This window comes from Pirellula sp. SH-Sr6A, from assembly GCF_001610875.1.
Classification (GTDB): domain Bacteria; phylum Planctomycetota; class Planctomycetia; order Pirellulales; family Pirellulaceae; genus JBKCUI01.
This window is the reverse complement of record NZ_CP011272.1, coordinates 1813563-1832459: the sequence shown is the minus strand read 5'-3', so window position 1 is coordinate 1832459 and position 18897 is coordinate 1813563. Positions and strand designations below refer to the sequence as shown.

General features: G+C 54.2%; 14 protein-coding genes. 9 read left to right on the top strand and 5 right to left on the bottom strand.

The window, feature by feature from the left end; translation table 11 throughout:
• Positions 1-49: 49 nt before the first annotated feature.
• Positions 50-400 (bottom strand): divalent-cation tolerance protein CutA, encoded by a 351-nt coding sequence (gene cutA, locus VN12_RS07255; protein ID WP_146676197.1) that lies wholly within the window; start codon positions 398-400, stop codon positions 50-52.
• Positions 401-438: 38 nt separating this feature from the next.
• Positions 439-888 carry a hypothetical protein gene (locus tag VN12_RS07250; protein WP_146676196.1) on the bottom strand — a complete coding sequence of 150 codons (450 nt, stop codon included), beginning with the start codon at positions 886-888 and terminating at the stop codon, positions 439-441.
• Between the two features lie 252 nt (positions 889-1140).
• Here VN12_RS07250 and VN12_RS07245 point away from each other — a divergent pair, with 252 nt between their 5' ends.
• Both VN12_RS07245 and rpiB read left to right on the top strand, forming a co-directional pair.
• Positions 1141-2301 carry a Sua5/YciO/YrdC/YwlC family protein gene (locus VN12_RS07245; protein ID WP_146676195.1) on the top strand — a complete coding sequence of 387 codons (1161 nt, stop codon included), beginning with the start codon at positions 1141-1143 and terminating at the stop codon, positions 2299-2301.
• Positions 2298-2738: a ribose 5-phosphate isomerase B gene (gene rpiB, locus VN12_RS07240; protein WP_146676194.1), complete on the top strand. Its 441-nt coding sequence runs from the start codon at positions 2298-2300 to the stop codon at positions 2736-2738. Before VN12_RS07245 ends, rpiB begins: the two co-directional genes overlap by 4 nt.
• Here rpiB and VN12_RS07235 read toward each other — a convergent pair whose 3' ends face one another.
• From VN12_RS07235 to VN12_RS07225, 3 genes are all read right to left on the bottom strand, one after another.
• Positions 2739-3104 (bottom strand): hypothetical protein, encoded by a 366-nt coding sequence (locus VN12_RS07235; RefSeq protein ID WP_146676193.1) that lies wholly within the window; start codon positions 3102-3104, stop codon positions 2739-2741. It abuts the gene before it with no gap.
• A gap of 258 nt (positions 3105-3362) precedes the next feature.
• Complete coding sequence (locus VN12_RS07230; RefSeq protein ID WP_168164272.1) at positions 3363-4727, bottom strand: L,D-transpeptidase; 1365 nt, start codon at positions 4725-4727, stop codon at positions 3363-3365.
• Between the two features lie 189 nt (positions 4728-4916).
• On the bottom strand, positions 4917-5231 hold the full coding sequence (locus VN12_RS07225; protein ID WP_146676191.1) for a Rieske (2Fe-2S) protein: 315 nt from the start codon (positions 5229-5231) through the stop codon (positions 4917-4919).
• Between the two features lie 318 nt (positions 5232-5549).
• Here VN12_RS07225 and VN12_RS07220 point away from each other — a divergent pair, with 318 nt between their 5' ends.
• The 7 genes from VN12_RS07220 (at position 5550) to VN12_RS07190 (ending at position 18345) form a co-directional block, all read left to right on the top strand.
• On the top strand, positions 5550-8222 hold the full coding sequence (locus tag VN12_RS07220) for a M16 family metallopeptidase (protein ID WP_205855213.1): 2673 nt from the start codon (positions 5550-5552) through the stop codon (positions 8220-8222).
• Positions 8223-8225: 3 nt separating this feature from the next.
• The gene (locus VN12_RS07215) at positions 8226-11669 is read left to right on the top strand and encodes a pyruvate carboxylase (RefSeq protein ID WP_146676189.1); all 3444 of its coding nucleotides are present in this window, start codon (positions 8226-8228) and stop codon (positions 11667-11669) included.
• 57 nt (positions 11670-11726) lie between these two features.
• On the top strand, positions 11727-13052 hold the full coding sequence (locus tag VN12_RS07210; protein ID WP_146676188.1) for a S41 family peptidase: 1326 nt from the start codon (positions 11727-11729) through the stop codon (positions 13050-13052).
• 102 nt (positions 13053-13154) lie between these two features.
• The gene (locus VN12_RS07205) at positions 13155-14744 is read left to right on the top strand and encodes an amidophosphoribosyltransferase (protein WP_146676187.1); all 1590 of its coding nucleotides are present in this window, start codon (positions 13155-13157) and stop codon (positions 14742-14744) included.
• 38 nt (positions 14745-14782) lie between these two features.
• Positions 14783-15466, top strand: a complete 684-nt coding sequence (locus VN12_RS07200) for a phosphatase PAP2 family protein (protein ID WP_146676186.1) — start codon at positions 14783-14785, stop codon at positions 15464-15466.
• A 12-nt stretch (positions 15467-15478) separates the two neighbouring features.
• A complete protein-coding gene (locus tag VN12_RS07195; RefSeq protein WP_168164271.1) occupies positions 15479-16465 on the top strand; it encodes a bifunctional riboflavin kinase/FAD synthetase in 987 nt (328 codons plus the stop codon).
• Positions 16462-18345 (top strand): MutS-related protein, encoded by a 1884-nt coding sequence (locus tag VN12_RS07190; RefSeq protein WP_146676184.1) that lies wholly within the window; start codon positions 16462-16464, stop codon positions 18343-18345. The genes VN12_RS07195 and VN12_RS07190 overlap by 4 nt, the downstream gene beginning before the upstream one ends.
• The last annotated feature ends 552 nt before the right edge of the window (positions 18346-18897 follow it).

Sequence of the window (18897 nt, the reverse complement as noted above, 5' to 3'; positions counted from 1 at the left end):
GGAAACAGCGCCCAAGCCAATCGAAGGGTTGCCTAAAAGGCGGCGGCGTTTACGTCGAGGTGCTTGAGCTGGTCGGGCCATCGCACGTTTCCTGGGCGACCCATTCCGCATAGGAACGGCACGCTTCGACTTGCCGTACCAACAGCTCGGGTTGCTCATAGGGATGACTAGCTATTAACCATGCAACCAGCATCTCTTGTTTGTCGGCCGTGGTCTTCAATGAAAGCCTGTGTTCCGACGCTGTTTCGACCGAGCCACGCCAGCGATAGACACTGAGGATCGGACCATCAACCTGCACGCAGGCCGCCAGTCGCTGCTCGACTGCATTTCGTGCCAGCGTCTCCGCCTCCTCCGCCGTCGAAACAGTAGTAACGAGCTCGACAATATTGGGACAAACCACGGTGCCACCTCGAAGTCAGAGAATCCAGCGGAATACGATTACGCCAACCCACGTTCGACAAGCAATCGTTCCTGCGATTCCTCGTCCAAAATCTCGCCATGAAGCCGACGGAACTCATCTTCGATGTCCGCGATCTCGTCGCGCTGTGAGTCAAAAGTCTGCACATCGTGAATGATCGAGTCCAGCCGGTCGATCAACCGCCATTGCCAACACTCGATGTCCCGAAGATCGGAATACAATCCGGGACGCTGGCATGCAACATGTTCCAAATATCCTTCCCCGGCAACGCGAGTAAAGTGTTGATCGAGAACCCATCGAAAGCTCACCAAATGTTCCATGAGCTTGCTCCAGTATGGACGCTGGTGCGGATGCTCAAACCAGATTCGGAAGTCTTGCTCCAGCTCCACCAAGCCTTCTTCGATGCCGCTCTGACTATGATTCAAGCACATGCGAATGCCCGAAACGTCGCGTCTGTTGTTGCTCATCATCCAAACCCTCCTTTGAACAAGGATTGAAAGAGGAAGATCGCCCTCGAGATAGATGCGGACTCAGGATGTTTTGTCAGTCTCCCAAAGAATCGGTCGCAGCGTCAAGCATTTTGGGAAAATAACGGAATCCCCCTGGGGAAAGTCCCGCAACACCTTGGAGTCGCGCGAGGGGCTTTTCGCAACTTCGGCAACTCTGGTACCATAGGGGCGATTACAGATTAACGGGTGCTAGGGAGCCGGCAAATACGACGCATGGTCAAGCAGTTCGATTGGAAAAACACCGAAGATCCCAGGGACGTTGTCCACTTGGCCGTTCAAGCGGTTGCAGAAGGGCACATTGTGGCAGTTCCAGGAGACTGCTCTTACTTGCTCGTGGGATCAGGCATGCATGAGTCGGCGGTGGACAAACTGGCCGAGATTGCCGGTCAAGATAAGAACCAACATGGCTTGACCCTCATGCTGCGTTCTTCATCCGAACTCTTGGACTATTTCCCGGATGTCTCTTCCTCCATACGACGTTTTGCGTCGAAGGTGTGGCCCGGGCCGATTACAATCGATCTCGCCGATTCCCAGCCTAATAGCCTGCTGCGCTGCATGAAGCCGGATGTCGTGTCCAAGCTGATGCGACCGAACAAAAAGCTGCGAACCTCTCAACCCTACCACCCCGTCTTTCAACAAATGGGGCGGTTGTTGGCGGGGCCTTTGGTCGCAGCTCCCGCGACCACGCAAAATGGGAAACTGGCACGAACCGTGGAATCGATCTCCTCGGACTTGCATGCGATTGCCATCCATGATGGCGAGACTTGCGAGATCGGACTTCCCACTTTGGTCGAATTCGAAAAGAACGTAGCGTCCATCACCAGAGAGGGAATCGTGACGGCAGATTATTTGAAAAGCCTTTCGCGAATCACGATCCTCTTCGTCTGCACCGGTAATACCTGTCGCTCACCCATGGCAGGAGCCTTGATGAACAAAAAAATTCAAGAGCGATTCGCGGACTTGTTCCCAGGGGAGCAAGTGCCGATTGTCGCGTTCTCGGCCGGTGTTTCCGCTTACGGTGGAGACCCCGCGTCGCCTGGTGCCGTTCACGCTATCCAAAAGTATGGGACAAATCTCGACTCCCACTCCAGTTCGCAGCTATCGCAAGAAATGGTGGAGCAAGCGGACTTGATTCTGACGATGGGAAGTCGCCATAAGCATGCGATCGTCTCGCAGTGGCCTACCATTGCGAACAAAGTGCACATGATCTCGCCGACGGGCTCGGAGATCACCGACCCTTTCGGTGGGCCCTTCGACGCTTACGAGCGATGTGCCTCCCAACTGGATGAATACACGAATCACTGGATCGAACAACTGAAGCTCGGTGACTTGATTCTCTGGAACGATCCCCAAGACAAAAAAGGCGAGCAATGAGAATTGCCCTAGGAAGCGACCATCGGGGTTTTCAAATAAAAGGCAAACTGATCACGTTGCTTACAGCGGATGGGCACGAGGTCGAGGATTATGGTACGCACAGTGATCAACCAGTCGATTACCCGGATTTTGCAGTCACGGTGGCAAAGCGGGTTGCGGAAGGGGCGGTCGAACGCGGGATCCTGATTTGTGGAACAGGTTTTGGAATGGCTATCGCAGCCAACAAATTCAAAGGGGTTCGCGCTGCGGCCTGCAGCGATGAAGTCATGGCGGAAATGTGCCGTCGCCATAACGATGTCAATATCCTGTGCCTCCCCGGTGACTTGATCGGGGACCGCCCCGTCGGTGATTTGGTTCGAGTCTGGCTCGCAACCGAATTTGAAGGAGGTAGACACCAACGGCGAGTCGAAAAGATTCGGGCGATCGAGTCGACTTAGCTACTTCTGCGGACGCACGGCCAGGTTCTCGACACCTAGCAAGCTCCATAGACCGAAGCTAAGAAAAAACGACGCCACTGCGATCGGCAAGATGTAACGGTGGTAACGGTACCAAGCACGCTTTGCTTCCGCCCACTCTGCGGTTGGTCCATCGAATAGAACAAGCGACGAGCGGGCGTTGTCCTGCCGTGTTTCCGTGGCACGAACATCAGCGACATATTTCTTGGTGAAGCGGCTTGCGCTCGATGCGACGGCGGTCGATTCGATACCTTCGGCGGCAACAAAGGGCCAATCGATCGCCCAGATCAATGCCAGCAGGCTTCCCAAAAATAACCAAGCTCCCTTGTGAACAAATCGCTGCACCATCTTGCCCCGACACCCCATTTCTCTTGGAACGGACCCGTCATTCCCAGCCGTTGTTTGTGCAGCAGGCTAATCGCAAAGGCTGTTCCCTAGAGGTCGCGCTTGTCGTGAGGGAGGGGCTAAAACGCACTGAAACGCAGGCGAAAGCTCATTTTTCTCTCGCGTTCGCAGTGTTCAAACGAAAACAGGGATGTTGCTTCACGGCAACATCCCTGTTGGTTTATGGAAACACGAATGCGCGGGTGTTGTGGGAATACTACCCTAATTGCGAATGACAATAGGGGAGCCATGCGAGAGCATGCCGAAGACGTCGGCCGCATCTTGGGGAGACAAGCTGATGCAGCCTTGGGGGCCGCTCGCATCGGGCGACGAACCATGGATGCAGAGATCTCCTCCGAGATCCATCCAGAAGCCACCATAAGGATTGCGTGGGTCGGAGCCGGGGATAGGGGCTCCGCTGCCATAATAGTTACGATCCTTTTGCTTATCGACCACTTTGTAGTCGCCCGTCTTGGGGGCGGGATCTTTTCCAATCGTGACCGGGTAACGGCCCGCATACAAATCGCCAACGAACAACGTCAGTTCGCTCGTGCTCAAGTCGACTTCAGCACGAAAGGGGCCTGGCACCACTTTGAGTTTGGTACCGGTTTGTAAAGGGCCCTTTGGTTCGATCGCGTTGATACGGGCAAGGATTTCGGCCGGGACTTCAAACTTCTTGGCAACGTCTTCGAGTGTCTCGCCGGGGACAGGAAAGTAAGCGATGTCCAGGAAGTGCTGCCGGGAGTAAACGACTTCTCCCGCCAACGCATCGAGAAAATCCAACAGGTCTTGCCGTTGTTCGGTTGTCAGCTCGTTGTCGTTGTAAAAGAGGCTGAGCGTCGCGAGAGCTTCCTTCAGCTGGCCGCGTTTGGATTGCGAGAGAGCTGTTTCCTTGGCGTTTTCATACGATTTGCTGGGACCGATCGGCTTGCTATCGCCCGTCTGTTTCGCGTCGGTTGGATCGACACTGTTTTCGTCTGGTCCCGTCGACTCGTCCTTAGGAGATTCGGACGAATCCGGTTTGGGGAGGCCCGTTGCCGATGGCGGGAGGGCAATTCCGAAATCAGGACTATTGGTTGTTTTCAGATCCTCTTTAGTTGGTTCTGATTTTCCATCGTCGTTGCCTGCGGCCCCAGGAAGTGTGGAGGGGAGCGGAGGCAGCGTTTGCAGGGAATCGGCTGGCTTAGCGAGATCGCTCGCAGGAGCACCTGGCAGACTCGGAAGTGCGACGTCGGAGGGGGACGCCGGCAGAGGCGAGAGAGGCGACGGAGAAGAACTCACTGGAAGGCCAGGGAGTGGGCTGGTGGGAGGAGTTGCAGCGCTGCTGAAACCGGACGATGGGGCGCTTTGGAACGCCGCCCAGGGATCCGATTGGGGCGCAGCTGCCGGAGTACCCGGGGGCAGGGCAGCCGGGGCAGGCGCAACAGGCCCAGTTACGCCCGTTATGTCCGGGGCATCCGCCGACAGATCGAGCCCTTCGATCTCCGGATTGAAGGAGGTGTTGTTGGATCCGTTGAGAGCGATAAATCCCCCATAGATCACGAACAAAAGCAATACGACGACAACAGCAGTTTTGAGTGTTTGCACTTCGGTCCTCCTGACCTCTTCGAAGAAGGCATGGCGAACGAAGCGTACCGCGCTCGCCTCACAGCTTGTGAACACCGCATCCCAAACGAGTGCGTATCCGGCGTGGGGAGAACCCCAGTCGTGTCCGCGACGTTCCAACGCCTTCGCGTTAGCAACGAAATCCACAATCCGATTCAACCCGGACTTTAGTTAACTCGCGCCCGCAAGGTCAACCTCAATAATCCCGTCCGATTCCTGAATGGGATAGGTCTTTAGCATCGGCTTGCATGTCGCCGCATTGCAACCGGTTCGGAGGTCGTATTGCCAGCCGTGCCAAGGGCATGTCACCGTGCCGTCCATCAATTTCCCCCGAGCCAACGGGCCACCTTGATGCATGCAAATCCCATCGATCGCGTACAGCACCCCTTGGTGGCGAAAGATCGCCAGTACATCGCTTCCCACCAAAACTTCGTGCGAGCTTCCCTCGGGAAGCATGTGGGATTCGCAGACTCTTGTCCAAGCCATAACATTTAGTCCATAAAGGGATTCAAGAGGTTTCTAAGTCTTTTGGGTTCTGATCGCGGCATCCGTTCAACGGAAAAGGAAAATTGGTTTACAATCGAAGCCCTTGATCGCGGTCCGCTGCCTTATCACTGGCGTCGCCTTGCCATGGTCGTTTTGAAACGAAAGGACGTTTTGATACTTATGAAAAGCGCGTTCACGACGGAATCGATAGACCATCTACAAAGCGATTGGCCATCTCGGGCATTGCGAAGTTGCTTAGCTATGTTTTTGGTTCTAGGCACATACCTTTCCGACCGCCCCCACTTACAAGCCGAAAATATGCCAACGAAAGTCGCTTCCGTAGAAGGAATCAACGAATACCGACTCGACAACGGGCTCAAAGTATTGCTCTTCGTCGACAACAGCCAGCCCAAAGTCACCGTGAACTGCACGGTTTTCGTCGGCTCTCGCCACGAAGGCTACGGGGAAGCCGGCATGGCGCACCTTCTGGAACACATGGTTTTTAAAGGAACCGATCTCAACCCTGAAATTCCCAAAGCACTCAAGGACCGAGGGGCGACGTTTAATGGGACAACGTGGGTCGATCGAACCAACTATTACGAAACCCTACCCGCCTCGAATGAGAACTTGGAATTCGCCATTCGGTTGGAGGCGGACCGCTTGGTCAACAGCAAGATTTTAGGGGAGGATCTGGCTAGCGAATTCTCCGTTGTCCGCAGCGAATTCGAGCGGGGTGAAAACAACCCCATCGGTGTTCTCCGACAACGCATGCTGTCGGCCGCATTCCAATGGCATAACTACGGGAAATCGACCATCGGTAACCGCACGGATATCGAACGTGTACCTGTCGATAATTTGCGAGCGTTCTACCGCAAATACTATCGCCCAGACAACGCTATGGTCATCGTCGCTGGCAAGTTCGAGGAGGCCAAGGCGCTCGAATACGTTCAAAAGTACTTCGGGGTGCTCGCGCGACCCAAGCAGCCTCTTCCCGCCACCTATACGGTGGAGCCTCCGCAAGACGGCGAACGTATCACCATGGTGAGGCGAGTCGCGGACATCCAAGCGGTTGGAGCGGTATACCATGTTCCAGCCGGAGGAGATCCCGAATACCCTGCTATCGATCTGCTCGCGGAAGTTCTTACCGATGAGCCGAGCGGTCGACTCTACAAGTCGATGATCGAGACAAAATTGGCGACCGGTGTCTTCGGCGGAGCCGAGGGGCTGCACGATCCAGGCACGATCCTGTTCCTCGCCCAAGTTCCCCTTGAGAAGTCTCTGGAAAAGGCTGAGTCGGCCATGCTGGAGACATTAGAAAACTTAGTCAATGCTCCTGTCACTGAAGAAGAAGTCTCCCGCGCAAAGCAAAAGATTCTCAACCAACGCGAACGCGCTGCAGCACGTAGCGATAGTCTTGCTATCAGCTTGAGCGATTGGGCAGCCCAAGGGGATTGGAAGCTTTATTTCCTCTACCGCGATGGGATCGAAAAGACGACGGCTGCCCAAGTGCAGGTCGCTGCGCAAAAGTACCTAGTTCGCAATAATCGAACAGTTGGACGGTTCATGCCGGCGGATCGATCCGATCGAATCCAAATCCCTGAACGGCCGGACGTCAACGAGTTGGTAAAGGATTACAAAGGGCGAGAAGCGATCAGCGAAGGTGAGCAATTCGATCCCTCTCCCGCCAATATCGAGTCTCGATTGGTCCGCGGCAAATTGGCCAGTGGGCTGCCCTACGCCTTCTTGGCGAAGAAGACTCGGGGAGCAACGGTCAATCTCACCCTGAATCTTCGGTTCGGTGACGAGAAATCTCTCTTCGGAAAATCGGCGGCTTGCGATCTCTTCGGTGAGATGCTGATGCGAGGCACGAAGAACCTGCCTTTGCAACAGTTCAACGACAAGTTGGCTTCTCTCAAAGCGACAGTGCGAGCGTCTTCGCGCCCTCAGTCTCTCACAATTGGATTGGAAACACGCCGTGAACATTTGGCGGAAGTCTTGGAAGTCATCGAAGAGATGTTGCGAAATCCTGCATTCGAAGAAAAAGAATTCGAGCTTATTCGCGATCAAGTGCTGACGTCCTTGGAAAGCCAAAAGAGCGAGCCGCAGGCTTTGGCGAACCTAGCGGTCTCACGAACTTTGAACCCATACAAACGCGGAGATATCCGGTATCTACCCACGATCGACGAAGAAATCGAAGACTTTCAAAAACTCTCGATTGCTGACATCGTGGATTTGCACGCCAAGTATCTTTCGGGGACCGAGGGGGAAGTCGCTATTGTCGGGGATTTTGACGCGGAAGAGATCGAGCCCAAACTTTCGAAGATGCTAGGAAACTGGAAATCCAAAGTCCCATTCCAGCGTGCTGCGACGTCCGCGACCACCGATGTGAAGTTGCCGCTGCAGTCCATCGAAACTCCCGACAAAGCAAATTCGGTTTATTTCGCCAGCCAACAGTACGCACTGCGCGATGATCATCCGAAATATCCTGCTCTATTGATCGGCAACCAAGTGCTCGGCGCCGGTGCGCTCTCATCGCGTCTCGGGGACCGTGTCCGACAGAAGGAAGGTCTATCGTACGGAGTCAACAGCAATCTCGCATCCAGTTCGATCGATGAACGAACAGTCTTCTACATCACCGCGATTGCCAATCCGAAAAATCGGGACAAGTTGGTGGCGACGATTGACGAGGAGGTACGCAAACTCGTTAAAGATGGCATCACCTCCCAAGAGCTCCAGGACACGGTTCAAGGTTATTTGCAAAATCAACAGTTGATTCGCAGTCGCGATGTCGGTCTTGCTGGATTGTTGGCGAACAACATTTTTACCGGCCGCGACATGAGCTATTACGAAAAATTGGAATCCGCTGTCTCGCAACTGACCGTCGATGCCGTCAATGACGCAATCGCGGAGTACATTGATCCTGACACGCTCGTTGTCGCGACGGCGGGAGATTTCCAAGCTCCCACTCCTCCCCCTCCCTCCAAGCCTTAGTCCATGCCGGCATTCCAAAAAATCCTCGCTGCCAACCGCAGCGAGATCGCAACCCGTATCTTTCGAAGCGCTCACGAAATCAAGATCCGGACGGTCGCGATCTATTCGCACGAAGACCGATTCGCACTCCATCGATTCAAAGCAGACGAAGCCTATCAAATCGGAAAACCAGGGGAACCAATTCGTTCTTACTTGGATATCGATGGAATCGTGCGTCTCTGCTTGGAAAACGGAATTGACGCCGTTCATCCCGGTTATGGCTTTCTCTCCGAGAATGCGGAGTTTGCCAAAGCCCTTGGAGCCAACGGGATTACCTTTATCGGTCCGAGCGTGCGCGCTCTGGAGCTTCTGGGAGACAAAGTCGCAGCTCGCGGGATCGCTAAGAAAGTCGGTGTTCCTGTTTTAGAGGGCTCCACGCGTGCCGTCCGCTCGCTCGATGAAGCGCACGAGACAGCCAAAACGATGGGCTATCCTATCATGCTCAAAGCCTCCAAAGGGGGCGGGGGCCGAGGGATGCGCATCGTTGAAAATGAATCGGAACTGGCTATCAACTTGGAGCAAGCTCAACGCGAGGCGAAAAACGCCTTCGGCAGCGATGAAGTCTTTCTCGAAAAACTCGTGGCCCGCGCGCGGCATTTGGAAGTCCAGATTCTTGGAGATCTCCATAGCAATCTGATCCATCTGCACGAGAGAGATTGTTCGGTGCAACGGCGGCATCAAAAGGTTGTTGAACTAGCACCTGCACCGAACCTTGAAAAACGTGTTGCGGCGGAGCTCCATGAAGCGGCGCTCGCGATTGGTCGTGAAGTGGGCTATCACTGTGCGGGGACCGTCGAGTTCCTTCTCGATACCGACTCGAACCAATTCTATTTCATCGAAGTCAATCCGCGTATTCAAGTCGAGCATACCGTCACGGAAGAAGTCACCGGGATCGACTTGGTGCGGGCTCAAATTCTTGTAGCGCAAGGAGAGCGATTAGGTGACGATAGCCTTGGTCTGCCTCTTCAAAAGGATGTTCAAGTCGTCGGATCCGCGATTCAATGCCGGGTTACGACCGAGGATCCTTCCAATCAGTTTCGTCCTGATTATGGAAAGATTTCGCACTACCGGAGCGCAGGTGGGCTAGGCATTCGGCTTGATGCAGGAAGTGCCTTCAGCGGTGCGGTCGTCAACCCCTTCTACGATTCGCTATTGGTCAAAGTGACCGCGCGCGGTCGCAATTTGGGGGAAGCTGCCGGACGCATGGAACGATGCTTGCAAGAGTTCCGGATTCGGGGGGTTAAAACCAACATTCCTTTCCTGATATCCCTCATTACCCATCCCACGTTTTTGGAGGGAAATGCGACGACTCGGATGATCGATAAGACGCCAGAGCTGTTCGAGCTACCGCGTCGACGCGACCGAGCCACACGCATCTTGAGCTTCATCGCGGAAACAGTCGTCAATGGGAACAAGCTCATCGAAGGCTCCTCCAAATCCATTCGTCGCGAACCAGCAGCGATACCAGCTACGGACAAGAGTATTCCTTTACCGGAGGGATACCGCGACCGATTCTTGAAGCTCGGGGCACAGAAGTTTTGCGAGAGCATCCGTGACTCCAAAGAGCTATTGTTCACGGACACGACGATGCGGGATGCCCATCAATCCCTTCTCGCGACTCGATTGCGAACCGCGGATATGGTCGCGATCGCGGATGCGTACGCACGGCTTGCTCCGCAGTTTTTTTCGCTGGAAATGTGGGGTGGTGCCACGTTCGATACCGCGATGCGGTTTTTGAAAGAGAGCCCTTGGCAACGCCTCAGCGCGATGCGAGAACGCGTCCCCAATATCTTGTTTCAAATGTTGTTGCGAGCGTCAAACGCGGTAGGCTATACCAACTATCCGGACAATGTGGTGCAGGAGTTTGTTCGGGAAGCGGCGTCGGCAGGGGTCGATATTTTCCGTGTCTTCGACGCCCTCAACTGGACCGAGAACATGCGAGTCGCCATGGATGCGGTCCTGGAATCGGGCATGATATGCGAAGCGGCCATTTGCTACACAGGGGATATCACCAATCCGAGTCGTCCAAAGTACTCACTCGGTTATTATGTCGATCTAGCCAAAGAGCTTGAACGCATGGGGGCCCATATGCTGGCCATCAAAGATATGGCGGGGCTCTGCAAGCCAGCAGCTGCCAAGCAACTGGTTCATGCCCTCAAGCAAGAGATTGGAATTCCAATTCACTTCCACACCCACGATACCGCGGGGATCCAAGCGGCTTCGTTGCTGCAAGCTGCCGAGCAAGGAGTAGAGGTGATCGATGGAGCCTTCGCGTCGATGTCCGGCGGAACATCGCAGGTCAACTTGAATACGCTGGTGGAGGCATTGCGAAGCTCGGATCGAGAAAGCAAGCTTGAAACCGATGCATTGACCCAGATCTCAGAATATTGGAAAGGGGTGCGTCAGTTCTATGCACCGTTTGAAAGCGAATCGCTCGTCGCTGGCGGTGACTTGTACCAGCACGAGATGCCCGGTGGACAGTACACGAACCTTTACCAGCAAGCCAAGGCATTGGGGCTCGCATATCAATGGGCAGACGTATGCAAGCGATATGCGGACGCCAACCAATTGTTAGGGGATATCGTCAAGGTGACCCCGACGAGCAAAGCGATCGGCGACCTGGCGCTTTTCATGGTGGCGAATCAACTCACTGCGGAGGACATCGCCGAGGGACGCCGCGAGCTTTCCTATCCCGGTTCCGTTCTTGATCTGGTCGGGGGAATGATGGGACAACCGCCTGGTGGTTTCCCCGCAAACGTCAAAAAGAATATCCTTCGGAATAACCCCGAAGTCACAAGCAGGCCCGGAGAAACGCTGCCGCCTGTTGACTTCGAACAGATCGGCAAACATTTAGAGTCCAAGCTGGGGCGAGCCGCGAATCGACGCGAAAGGGTAACCTCGGCTCTCTACCCCAAAGTATTCGATGAGTTTCTCGCGCATGTCCGGAGCTACGGTGATGTCTCGCTGCTTCCGACACCCATATTCTTTTATGGACCTGCGATCGGAGAGGAATTTTCGGTCGACATCGAACCTGGAAAGAAGCTCATCGTCAAGTTTCTTGCGGTGGGAGAAGCCCGACCGGATGGAACTCGGGCCGTTTACTTTGAGCTTAATGGGCAACCTCGCGAAATTGAAATCGTCGACCAATCGATCGAGAATAAAGCCGTCGCCAGACTTAAAGCAGACCCATCCGATCCAACCCATATCGGAGCAGGGATGCCGGGTATGGTGATCGGCGTTTCGATCGCGGTTGGGGATAAAGTGCAAAAGGGTCAGAAGCTTCTGGCGCTCGAAGCGATGAAGATGGAAACGATCATGACTGCAGAACGGGATGGCGAGATCGCAAAGCTCTACGTGCAGTCGGGCAATCAAGTCGAGACGGGTGACCTGTTGCTCGTTCTCAAATGAAATAGCTCCTACGTCGATCAATGAGATACCTTAACACCAATCCGTCGAGTCGCTGCCGTGACAACCTTTAACCTTCGAGTTCTCGGAATCGTGACGGTGGTCTGCCTCTTTTGCTATGCAAATTCTGTACGGTTGAGGAAGCTCGGGGACCTTGGATTGGTTATGGACTTGATCGAGCAGCAGTACGTTGATCCTGCCGATCCGCAGGCTCTGTATAGCGCGGCGATGTCAGGGATGCTTGCGTCGCTCGATCCTTATTCAGGTTACATTCCGCCGGAATCCCTCCAGCCTTTCCAAGCGATCTTGGAGCAAGAATTTGGAGGCCTCGGGGTCAGTCTGGATGGACCGCCCCGTCGCGATCGATTGACGATCGTCAGCACGCTTTATGATTCACCCGCTTATCGGGCGGGAGTCAAACCCGGAGATATTATCCTGGAAGTAGATGGCTTCCCGGTCGCAGATTTGAAATTCGCGGAAGCGTCGCAGCGGCTTCGAGGCAAAGAAGGAACAACGGCCAGCTTGAAGTTGGAACGGCCGGGTGAATCCGAGCCTCTCTTGATCTCCGTGACGAGAGCTCGCATCGAAGTGGAATCCGTATTGGGCGACCGACGACTGGAAAACGGGCGATGGGAGTTCCGAATGCAAGCCGACGAAGATGTGGGCTATTTTCATATCGAACTTTTCGGAGAAAAGACAGCCGATGAGCTCAAACGAGCGATCGAATCGAAGAGCACCTCCTGGAAGGCACTGATCATCGATGTCCGCGATAACACAGGTGGATTGCTCTTCGCAGCCACCGACATTTGCGATTTTTTTCTCGAAGGTGGAGAGATCGTAAGCACGAAAGGACGCAACGGCAGCGTCGATGAAGTGTACGAGGCAACTCCCGGTGCGCTAGTGCCCCCCGAAATCCCGATTGTCGTGCTCGTCAATGATCAGAGCGCTTCGGCAAGCGAAATCTTAGCCGCGTGTTTGCAAGACCGCGAGCGGGCTATCATTGTGGGGACCCGAACATTTGGAAAAGGAAGTGTCCAAAATGTGATACCGTTGGAGGGTGGCAATGCGGCGATGCGACTCACTACGGCCTACTACTACCCCCCCAAGGGACGGTTGATCCACAGACGCAAAGACGCCAAGCCGGAAGATCCTTGGGGCGTGGTTCCGAGCGAAGGATTCACCGTAGAGGTCAACGAGCCGGAACTAGCCGCGATCGGCGAGCGTTTTCGCCTTCGAGCTGATCCCCGATTTGTACCGGAACCGGCCGAAACAGGGGAAATAAACCCTTGGATCCTGCGCGATCCGACTTTGACGAACGACCCGCAATTGCTGCGCGCACTCGAGGCGATCGAGACCTTTGCAAAAAAAGAGCTTGTCGACAAGTAGAGGCTCATCCGCTACGATTCCTTGGGGTAGGGTGCGACAAACCCAACACAAATCCAGTCCCCTTTGCTCGAATTCCTGCTAGTCGAGGCTTGATCCGATCTCATGAGCGAACTGCACCATGAATGCGGTGTTGCGGCCATTTATCACTTACCCGGTGGTGATGAAAGCCGTCTGAGCCCCGATGCGGGCCGCGACTCGATCTCTTATCTGCTTCCTCGCATGCTGCAGGATATCCAAAACCGCGGACAGCTCGCGGCGGGGATGACGACTTACAATCCAGATCGATCCCTCATTCTGGACACAATGAAGGATATAGGAACAGTCGCGGAAGTCTTCCGGCTGTCCCATCGCGGAAAAAGCGAGGCGATCATGGAGGCCTATGCAGGCCGCGCCGCGATTGGACACGTGCGCTATGCAACTTGCGGTCAAGACGACCGCAGCTATGCACAACCTTTCGAACGACAGCATATCCATAAAAACAAGTGGTTCAGCTTTTGTTTCAATGGGCAATTAGCGAACTATACTGACCTTCGCGATCGGTTGATGAAAGATGGAGAACACCATCTGGCGCGAGACACCGATACCGAGATTATCATGCACGAACTTGGACGCGAATTAACGCTCTCTGCCAATCGTTCGTTGATCGACGTATTCGCTTCCGCCGCGAAGAAGTTCGACGGAGCGTTTTCGATTGCGATCTTGAATGCCAAAGGGGAGCTGCTCCTAGCTCGCGATCCACTCGGGATCAAACCATTGTGTTATGCGACCGACGGGCGGCTTTTTGCTGCAGCCAGCGAGAGCGTCGCGTTACTCAACCTCGGCTTCGATCGAGATGCGATTCTATCGGTTCCCCCAGGGCATGCGATCTTGGTCACTCCCGATGGCATCCAAATCGAGAGATATTGCGAAACGCCTAAGCCTGCTCACTGCTTCTTCGAATGGATTTATTTCGCAAACGTGGCGAGCACCCTCGATGAACGAAGTGTTTATCTTTCGAGAACGAGGCTAGGTGAAGAATTAGCGCGTATCGAACTTTCTAGAAACCAGATTCCGATCGACAACGATACGATTGTCGTTCCGGTTCCCGATACGAGCAAAGCGGCGGCCGATGCTATGGCATACCGCATGCGGATTCCTTCCCGTGAAGGTTTGATCCGCAATCGTTATAGCGGTCGGACGTTTATCGAAGGTGGTCGAGCACGCAAAGCGAAAGCGTCGAGCAAATACACTCCTTTGCGCGAGGTACTCGATGGCAAACGCGTGATCCTCGTCGAGGATTCCATCGTTCGCTCAACGACGATGAAAGTACTGCTGCACCGCATACGCGAGCTCGGCGGAGCCAAAGAAATCCACGTCCGCGTCGCTTGTCCGCCAATTATTGCTCCTTGCTTCTATGGCATCGATATGTCGACCATCGACGAACTCTTTGCACCGAAGTTCTTGGAAAACGGGATGCTGACGGAAGCAGGCCAGGATCGGATGGCCGAACAACTCGGGTGCGACTCCCTTCGCTACCTGCCTGTGGAATCGATCGCTCGAGCAATCGATCTTCCTTCAAACCACCTTTGCCAAGCGTGCATTACAGGCAAATACCCCACTCCTGTCGGACAGCAGCTCTACAGCATCGCGCAAGCGAACCACCTGTCCGGAAAAAGCGATTCGCGAACCTACGAACTAAACCCAGTGGTTTGATCGGTCAACTCAGTAGTTCGGACGACGGGAAATTAACCGTGCTCGATTCGCGAAGTCGCAGGCGTTCTTGGGTCCTATTGATCGCTTGCATGGGCGCGGCGATCCTGTGCTTGCCTTGGGATCTTGAGCTTTCCTACTGGTTTCGCTCCCTGAAAATTCCCGGTGACCTCAATAAGTTCATTCAGATGAGCGAAGCGTTCGCACATTTCTTAACGATCGCTTTCGTGTTCGGTTGCTTGCTATGGACGGATGTTCGCAATCGGTCCCGGCTTCTCATCGGTCTCGCATTCGTTCTGTTGTGCGGGGCGGTGGCCAACGCGGCTAAAGCCATAATTCCCCGTGTTCGGCCAAACGCGATTGATCTATTGCCCCTCGAGCTTTTGCCTGAACGCAGTTTGGACGTGTGGGGCGCTCCCCTTTCAGGTTCCTGGTTGGATGAGCATTTCCGTAGCTTCCCATCTGGCCATGCAGCGACAGCCATGGCTGTCGCCATCGCTCTTACTGCCGTTTATCCGCGGGGTAAGTGGTTTTTTGTTTCGCTCGCAGTCGTCGCTTCGGTGCAACGAGTTGAAAGCGCCTCACACTATTTTTCGGATGTCCTGTCGGGGGTCGCAATCACTCTGTTCACAGGTTTGATTTTCTGGCCTCGTGTTCAACCTCGATTTGAGCGCAATGCTTCGACCGAATTGGATCTAACGACCATACGAAATGCGTCAGAGTAAATGGACCAATTGATGTTTTTCGATAAACCAGTAACTAAGGATGCGAAAGGTGGAGCCATCGCAATCGGCAATTTCGATGGCGTGCATTGCGGCCATCGCCGTTTGTTGATCCAGCTGAAATCCCTCGCCAAACGAACAGATGGGCCCGTGGTCGTTGTGACTTTTGATCCACCCCCCCTCCGCATTCTTCGTCCGGAACTATCCCCAAAGCCCCTGACGACGCACGAATCCAAATGCAGACTACTGAGGGAGGCTGGAGCGGACTTCGTCGTCGCATTGAGGACCTCACACGAATTGCTCCAGCTGTCTGCGGAAGATTTTTTCGATCAAGTGATAGTGGGAGCTTTGGGGGCAAAAGGAATTATCGAAGGACCAAACTTTCGGTTCGGACGTGACCGGCGAGGAGATGTGGACTATCTCCATCAACGATGTCGAACGCTTGGAATTGAGTTTGAGTTAGCGGCAGTCGAAATGGATTCGGGAGATTGGATTTCGAGTACACGTATTCGGAAAGAGATCGAGCTCGGAGCTATTCAAGCAGCCAATCGATTATTGCTACAACCCTATCGCATTCATGGAGTTGTGGGGACAGGCGCTCGACGCGGTCGAACGCTAGGATTCCCAACCGCGAATCTCGACGCAATTTCCGTCCTCGTTCCGGCGCATGGAGTCTACGCAGCGCGTGTGTCAAACGTTGAGGGGATAGAGGCCTCGATTGCAAAGTCAGCAATGCATCAACCTGTTGCGCTGCACATCGGTCCCAACCCGACCTTTGGAGAGGATGCAAAGAAGGTTGAAGCGCACATACTTGACTTTAGTGCGGATCTCTACGGCGCATCGATGGAATTGGAATTGCTCTCGGAGATACGAGGGGTCCAGAAGTTTCCGTCGATCGAGGCATTGCGTGCCCAGCTGTCGAAGGACATTCAAACGACTCGCGAGATTTGTTTGGCTCACAAGTCTCACCCAGTTCAGAGCCTTCGCAAGGAATTGCCATGACATCGGATTCGAAATCGGCGGTCAACACCTACCAGTCGCTTGTCGAATCCTTTGAGGAAACGATCGAGCGTTCGAAGCGACTGTCGAAGGTATTGGTTCGCTGTCGAGTCGGATCTGCAATACCAGGACTGGCCATGATCGTGGTGGGAGTTGCAGAACCTTCGCTTGGAAGTTGGACTTGGAAAGTAGGACTTCTGCTCATCGGAGTGTTCCTCTTTTTTGCCACCTGGTACGAAACCATCCAATATCGAATGCAAAATCTGCATTCGCAGTTGTTTGGGTTGGTGAGACTCATTGATCGTTGCAATCGTAATTGGAAGGAGCTGGCACCCTTACCCTCTGAAGATTACGTGGTTCCATACACTGCGGAGTGGACGCAGGATCTCGATGTATTCGGTGAAAGAAGTTTGTTTCGTTGGGCGTCCCTTGCAATGACGCGGACCGGAGCCGAGACGCTTGCTCAGTGGATTACGGAATGGGCGAGCCCCGAAGAGATTCAAATGAGGCAGGAGGCAGTTCGCGAATTGTCGAAGACGCGGTCGTGGAGATTGGATTTCTACCGTATTGCGTGCGGGCTCCGATCTCAAAGGACCTATCCCGAAGCCATCGCGGAGTGGGCCTCCTCGCAAGACTTTTTTGAGGGAAGGCGTTGGATTTACGCCCTCGCTTGTCTAGGACCCTCTCTCGTGATTCTGGGAGCGATCGGATTGGTAGGGGCGTTCTTTCTGGGAGTCGGGGTTGGGCAACTAGTTGGAGTAAGTGTTTTGCTCTTTGGGTTGGCTATTAACTTTGTGCTAACCATGATCATATTGGGCCCGATTCATGATCTGTTCAATCGAATTGGATATGCAAACCGCGAGCTCCAACTGTTGAGTGACTGGATTACCTGCGCGGGGGAAATGCCTCGGAAGAGTTCGATGTTGAACAGCATTCACCGGTCTCTCCTTACACCTGGAGATTCGCTACCCAACGCATCAGATGGGATTAGCAGACTACAGCATTGGATGACGCTAGCAGGTTTCCAAAAGAGTCCATTGTTTTTCATTCCGTATGTCACGTTGCAAATTGCGATCCTGTGGGATGTGCGCGTTTTGGAAGGACTGGAACGCTGGAAAAAGAAGTACCAGGCCCTAGCGCCGCGTTGGGTGGAAGCGATTGGGCAACTTGAGGCACTTAACTCGTCAGCGACGATTGCGGATGAGAATTCCGAGTGGAGTTATCCGTCTGTCGGCCAACGAGGCAAGATGATTACGGCAACGGGTCTCGCACATCCTTTGCTCCGCGATGATCAACGTGTTCCGAACGATCTTGCTATCGATGAAAAGCAGCGGCTTCTGTTGGTAACGGGCAGTAACATGGCTGGGAAGTCGACGCTGTTACGATCGGTCGGTGTGAACGTGTTGTTGGCTAGGATAGGTGCACCTGTTTGTTCGAAGAGTTGGGTCAGTGAGTCGCTGGACATCGCATCGAGCATTCGGGTCCAGGATTCTTTGCAAGACGGTGTGTCGTTCTTTATGGCGGAGTTGAAGCGACTTCGGCGGGTGGTCGACAAGGCTGTGGAGGAGGATCGAGAAGGGGGGCACCGTATGCTCGTCTTGCTCGATGAAATCCTGCAAGGCACGAATTCTCGCGAACGTCAAATTGCGGTCGATTCCGTTTTGAGGAGATTGATCGATCTGGGGTGTGTGGTATTAGCAAGCACCCACGATTTGGAGCTGGCATCCAGTGATCAAATGAGAACTTACGCGCAGATCGTTCATTTTCGCGAGTACTTTGAGCAAATCGATGGAAAGCAAATCATGCGGTTTGATTACAAAATGCGACCTGGTGTAACCCCAACCACCAATGCTCTCAAACTCCTCGAACTCGTTGGCCTCTAGTTCCCCGATACGCGTGCGATACGCCACGAAATAGTCCGCATTGTCCACAATTGTCCGGACCCCTCTTTGTTCCCCGGTACGTTTGCGATCGGCCACGGGGAGCATGCGACATGAACACAACCGGATACCCCACCATCTCCCCACCCCTCCTCACAACGCTCTCAATTAAGGGCACCCACCTTTTGGGGGGCGGGAGTTTTCTCGCAAAGGCGCCAAGACGCAACGAAACGCGATCACCAAATCCGAGGCACCCACCCATCACCAAATCCGAGGCACCCACTCATTGCGGCGCAATCGTTCCTCAAATAGCAGGCACCCACCTTTTTGGGGGGAAGAGTTTTCTCGCGAAGGCGCCAAGACGCAGAAATTCCCAATAGCAGGCACCCACCTATTCAAATCATCCCCGATCATTCCCAATTCCCGATAGTAGGCACCCACCTTTTGATAGCAGGCACCCATCGTTTGGAGGGGGTGGGGACGGAGGTTGGGGGGAATTGGGGGCGGAATTGGCCTGGGGGGCTGGAATTCGGAGGGATGGCGCTCTCAATTAAG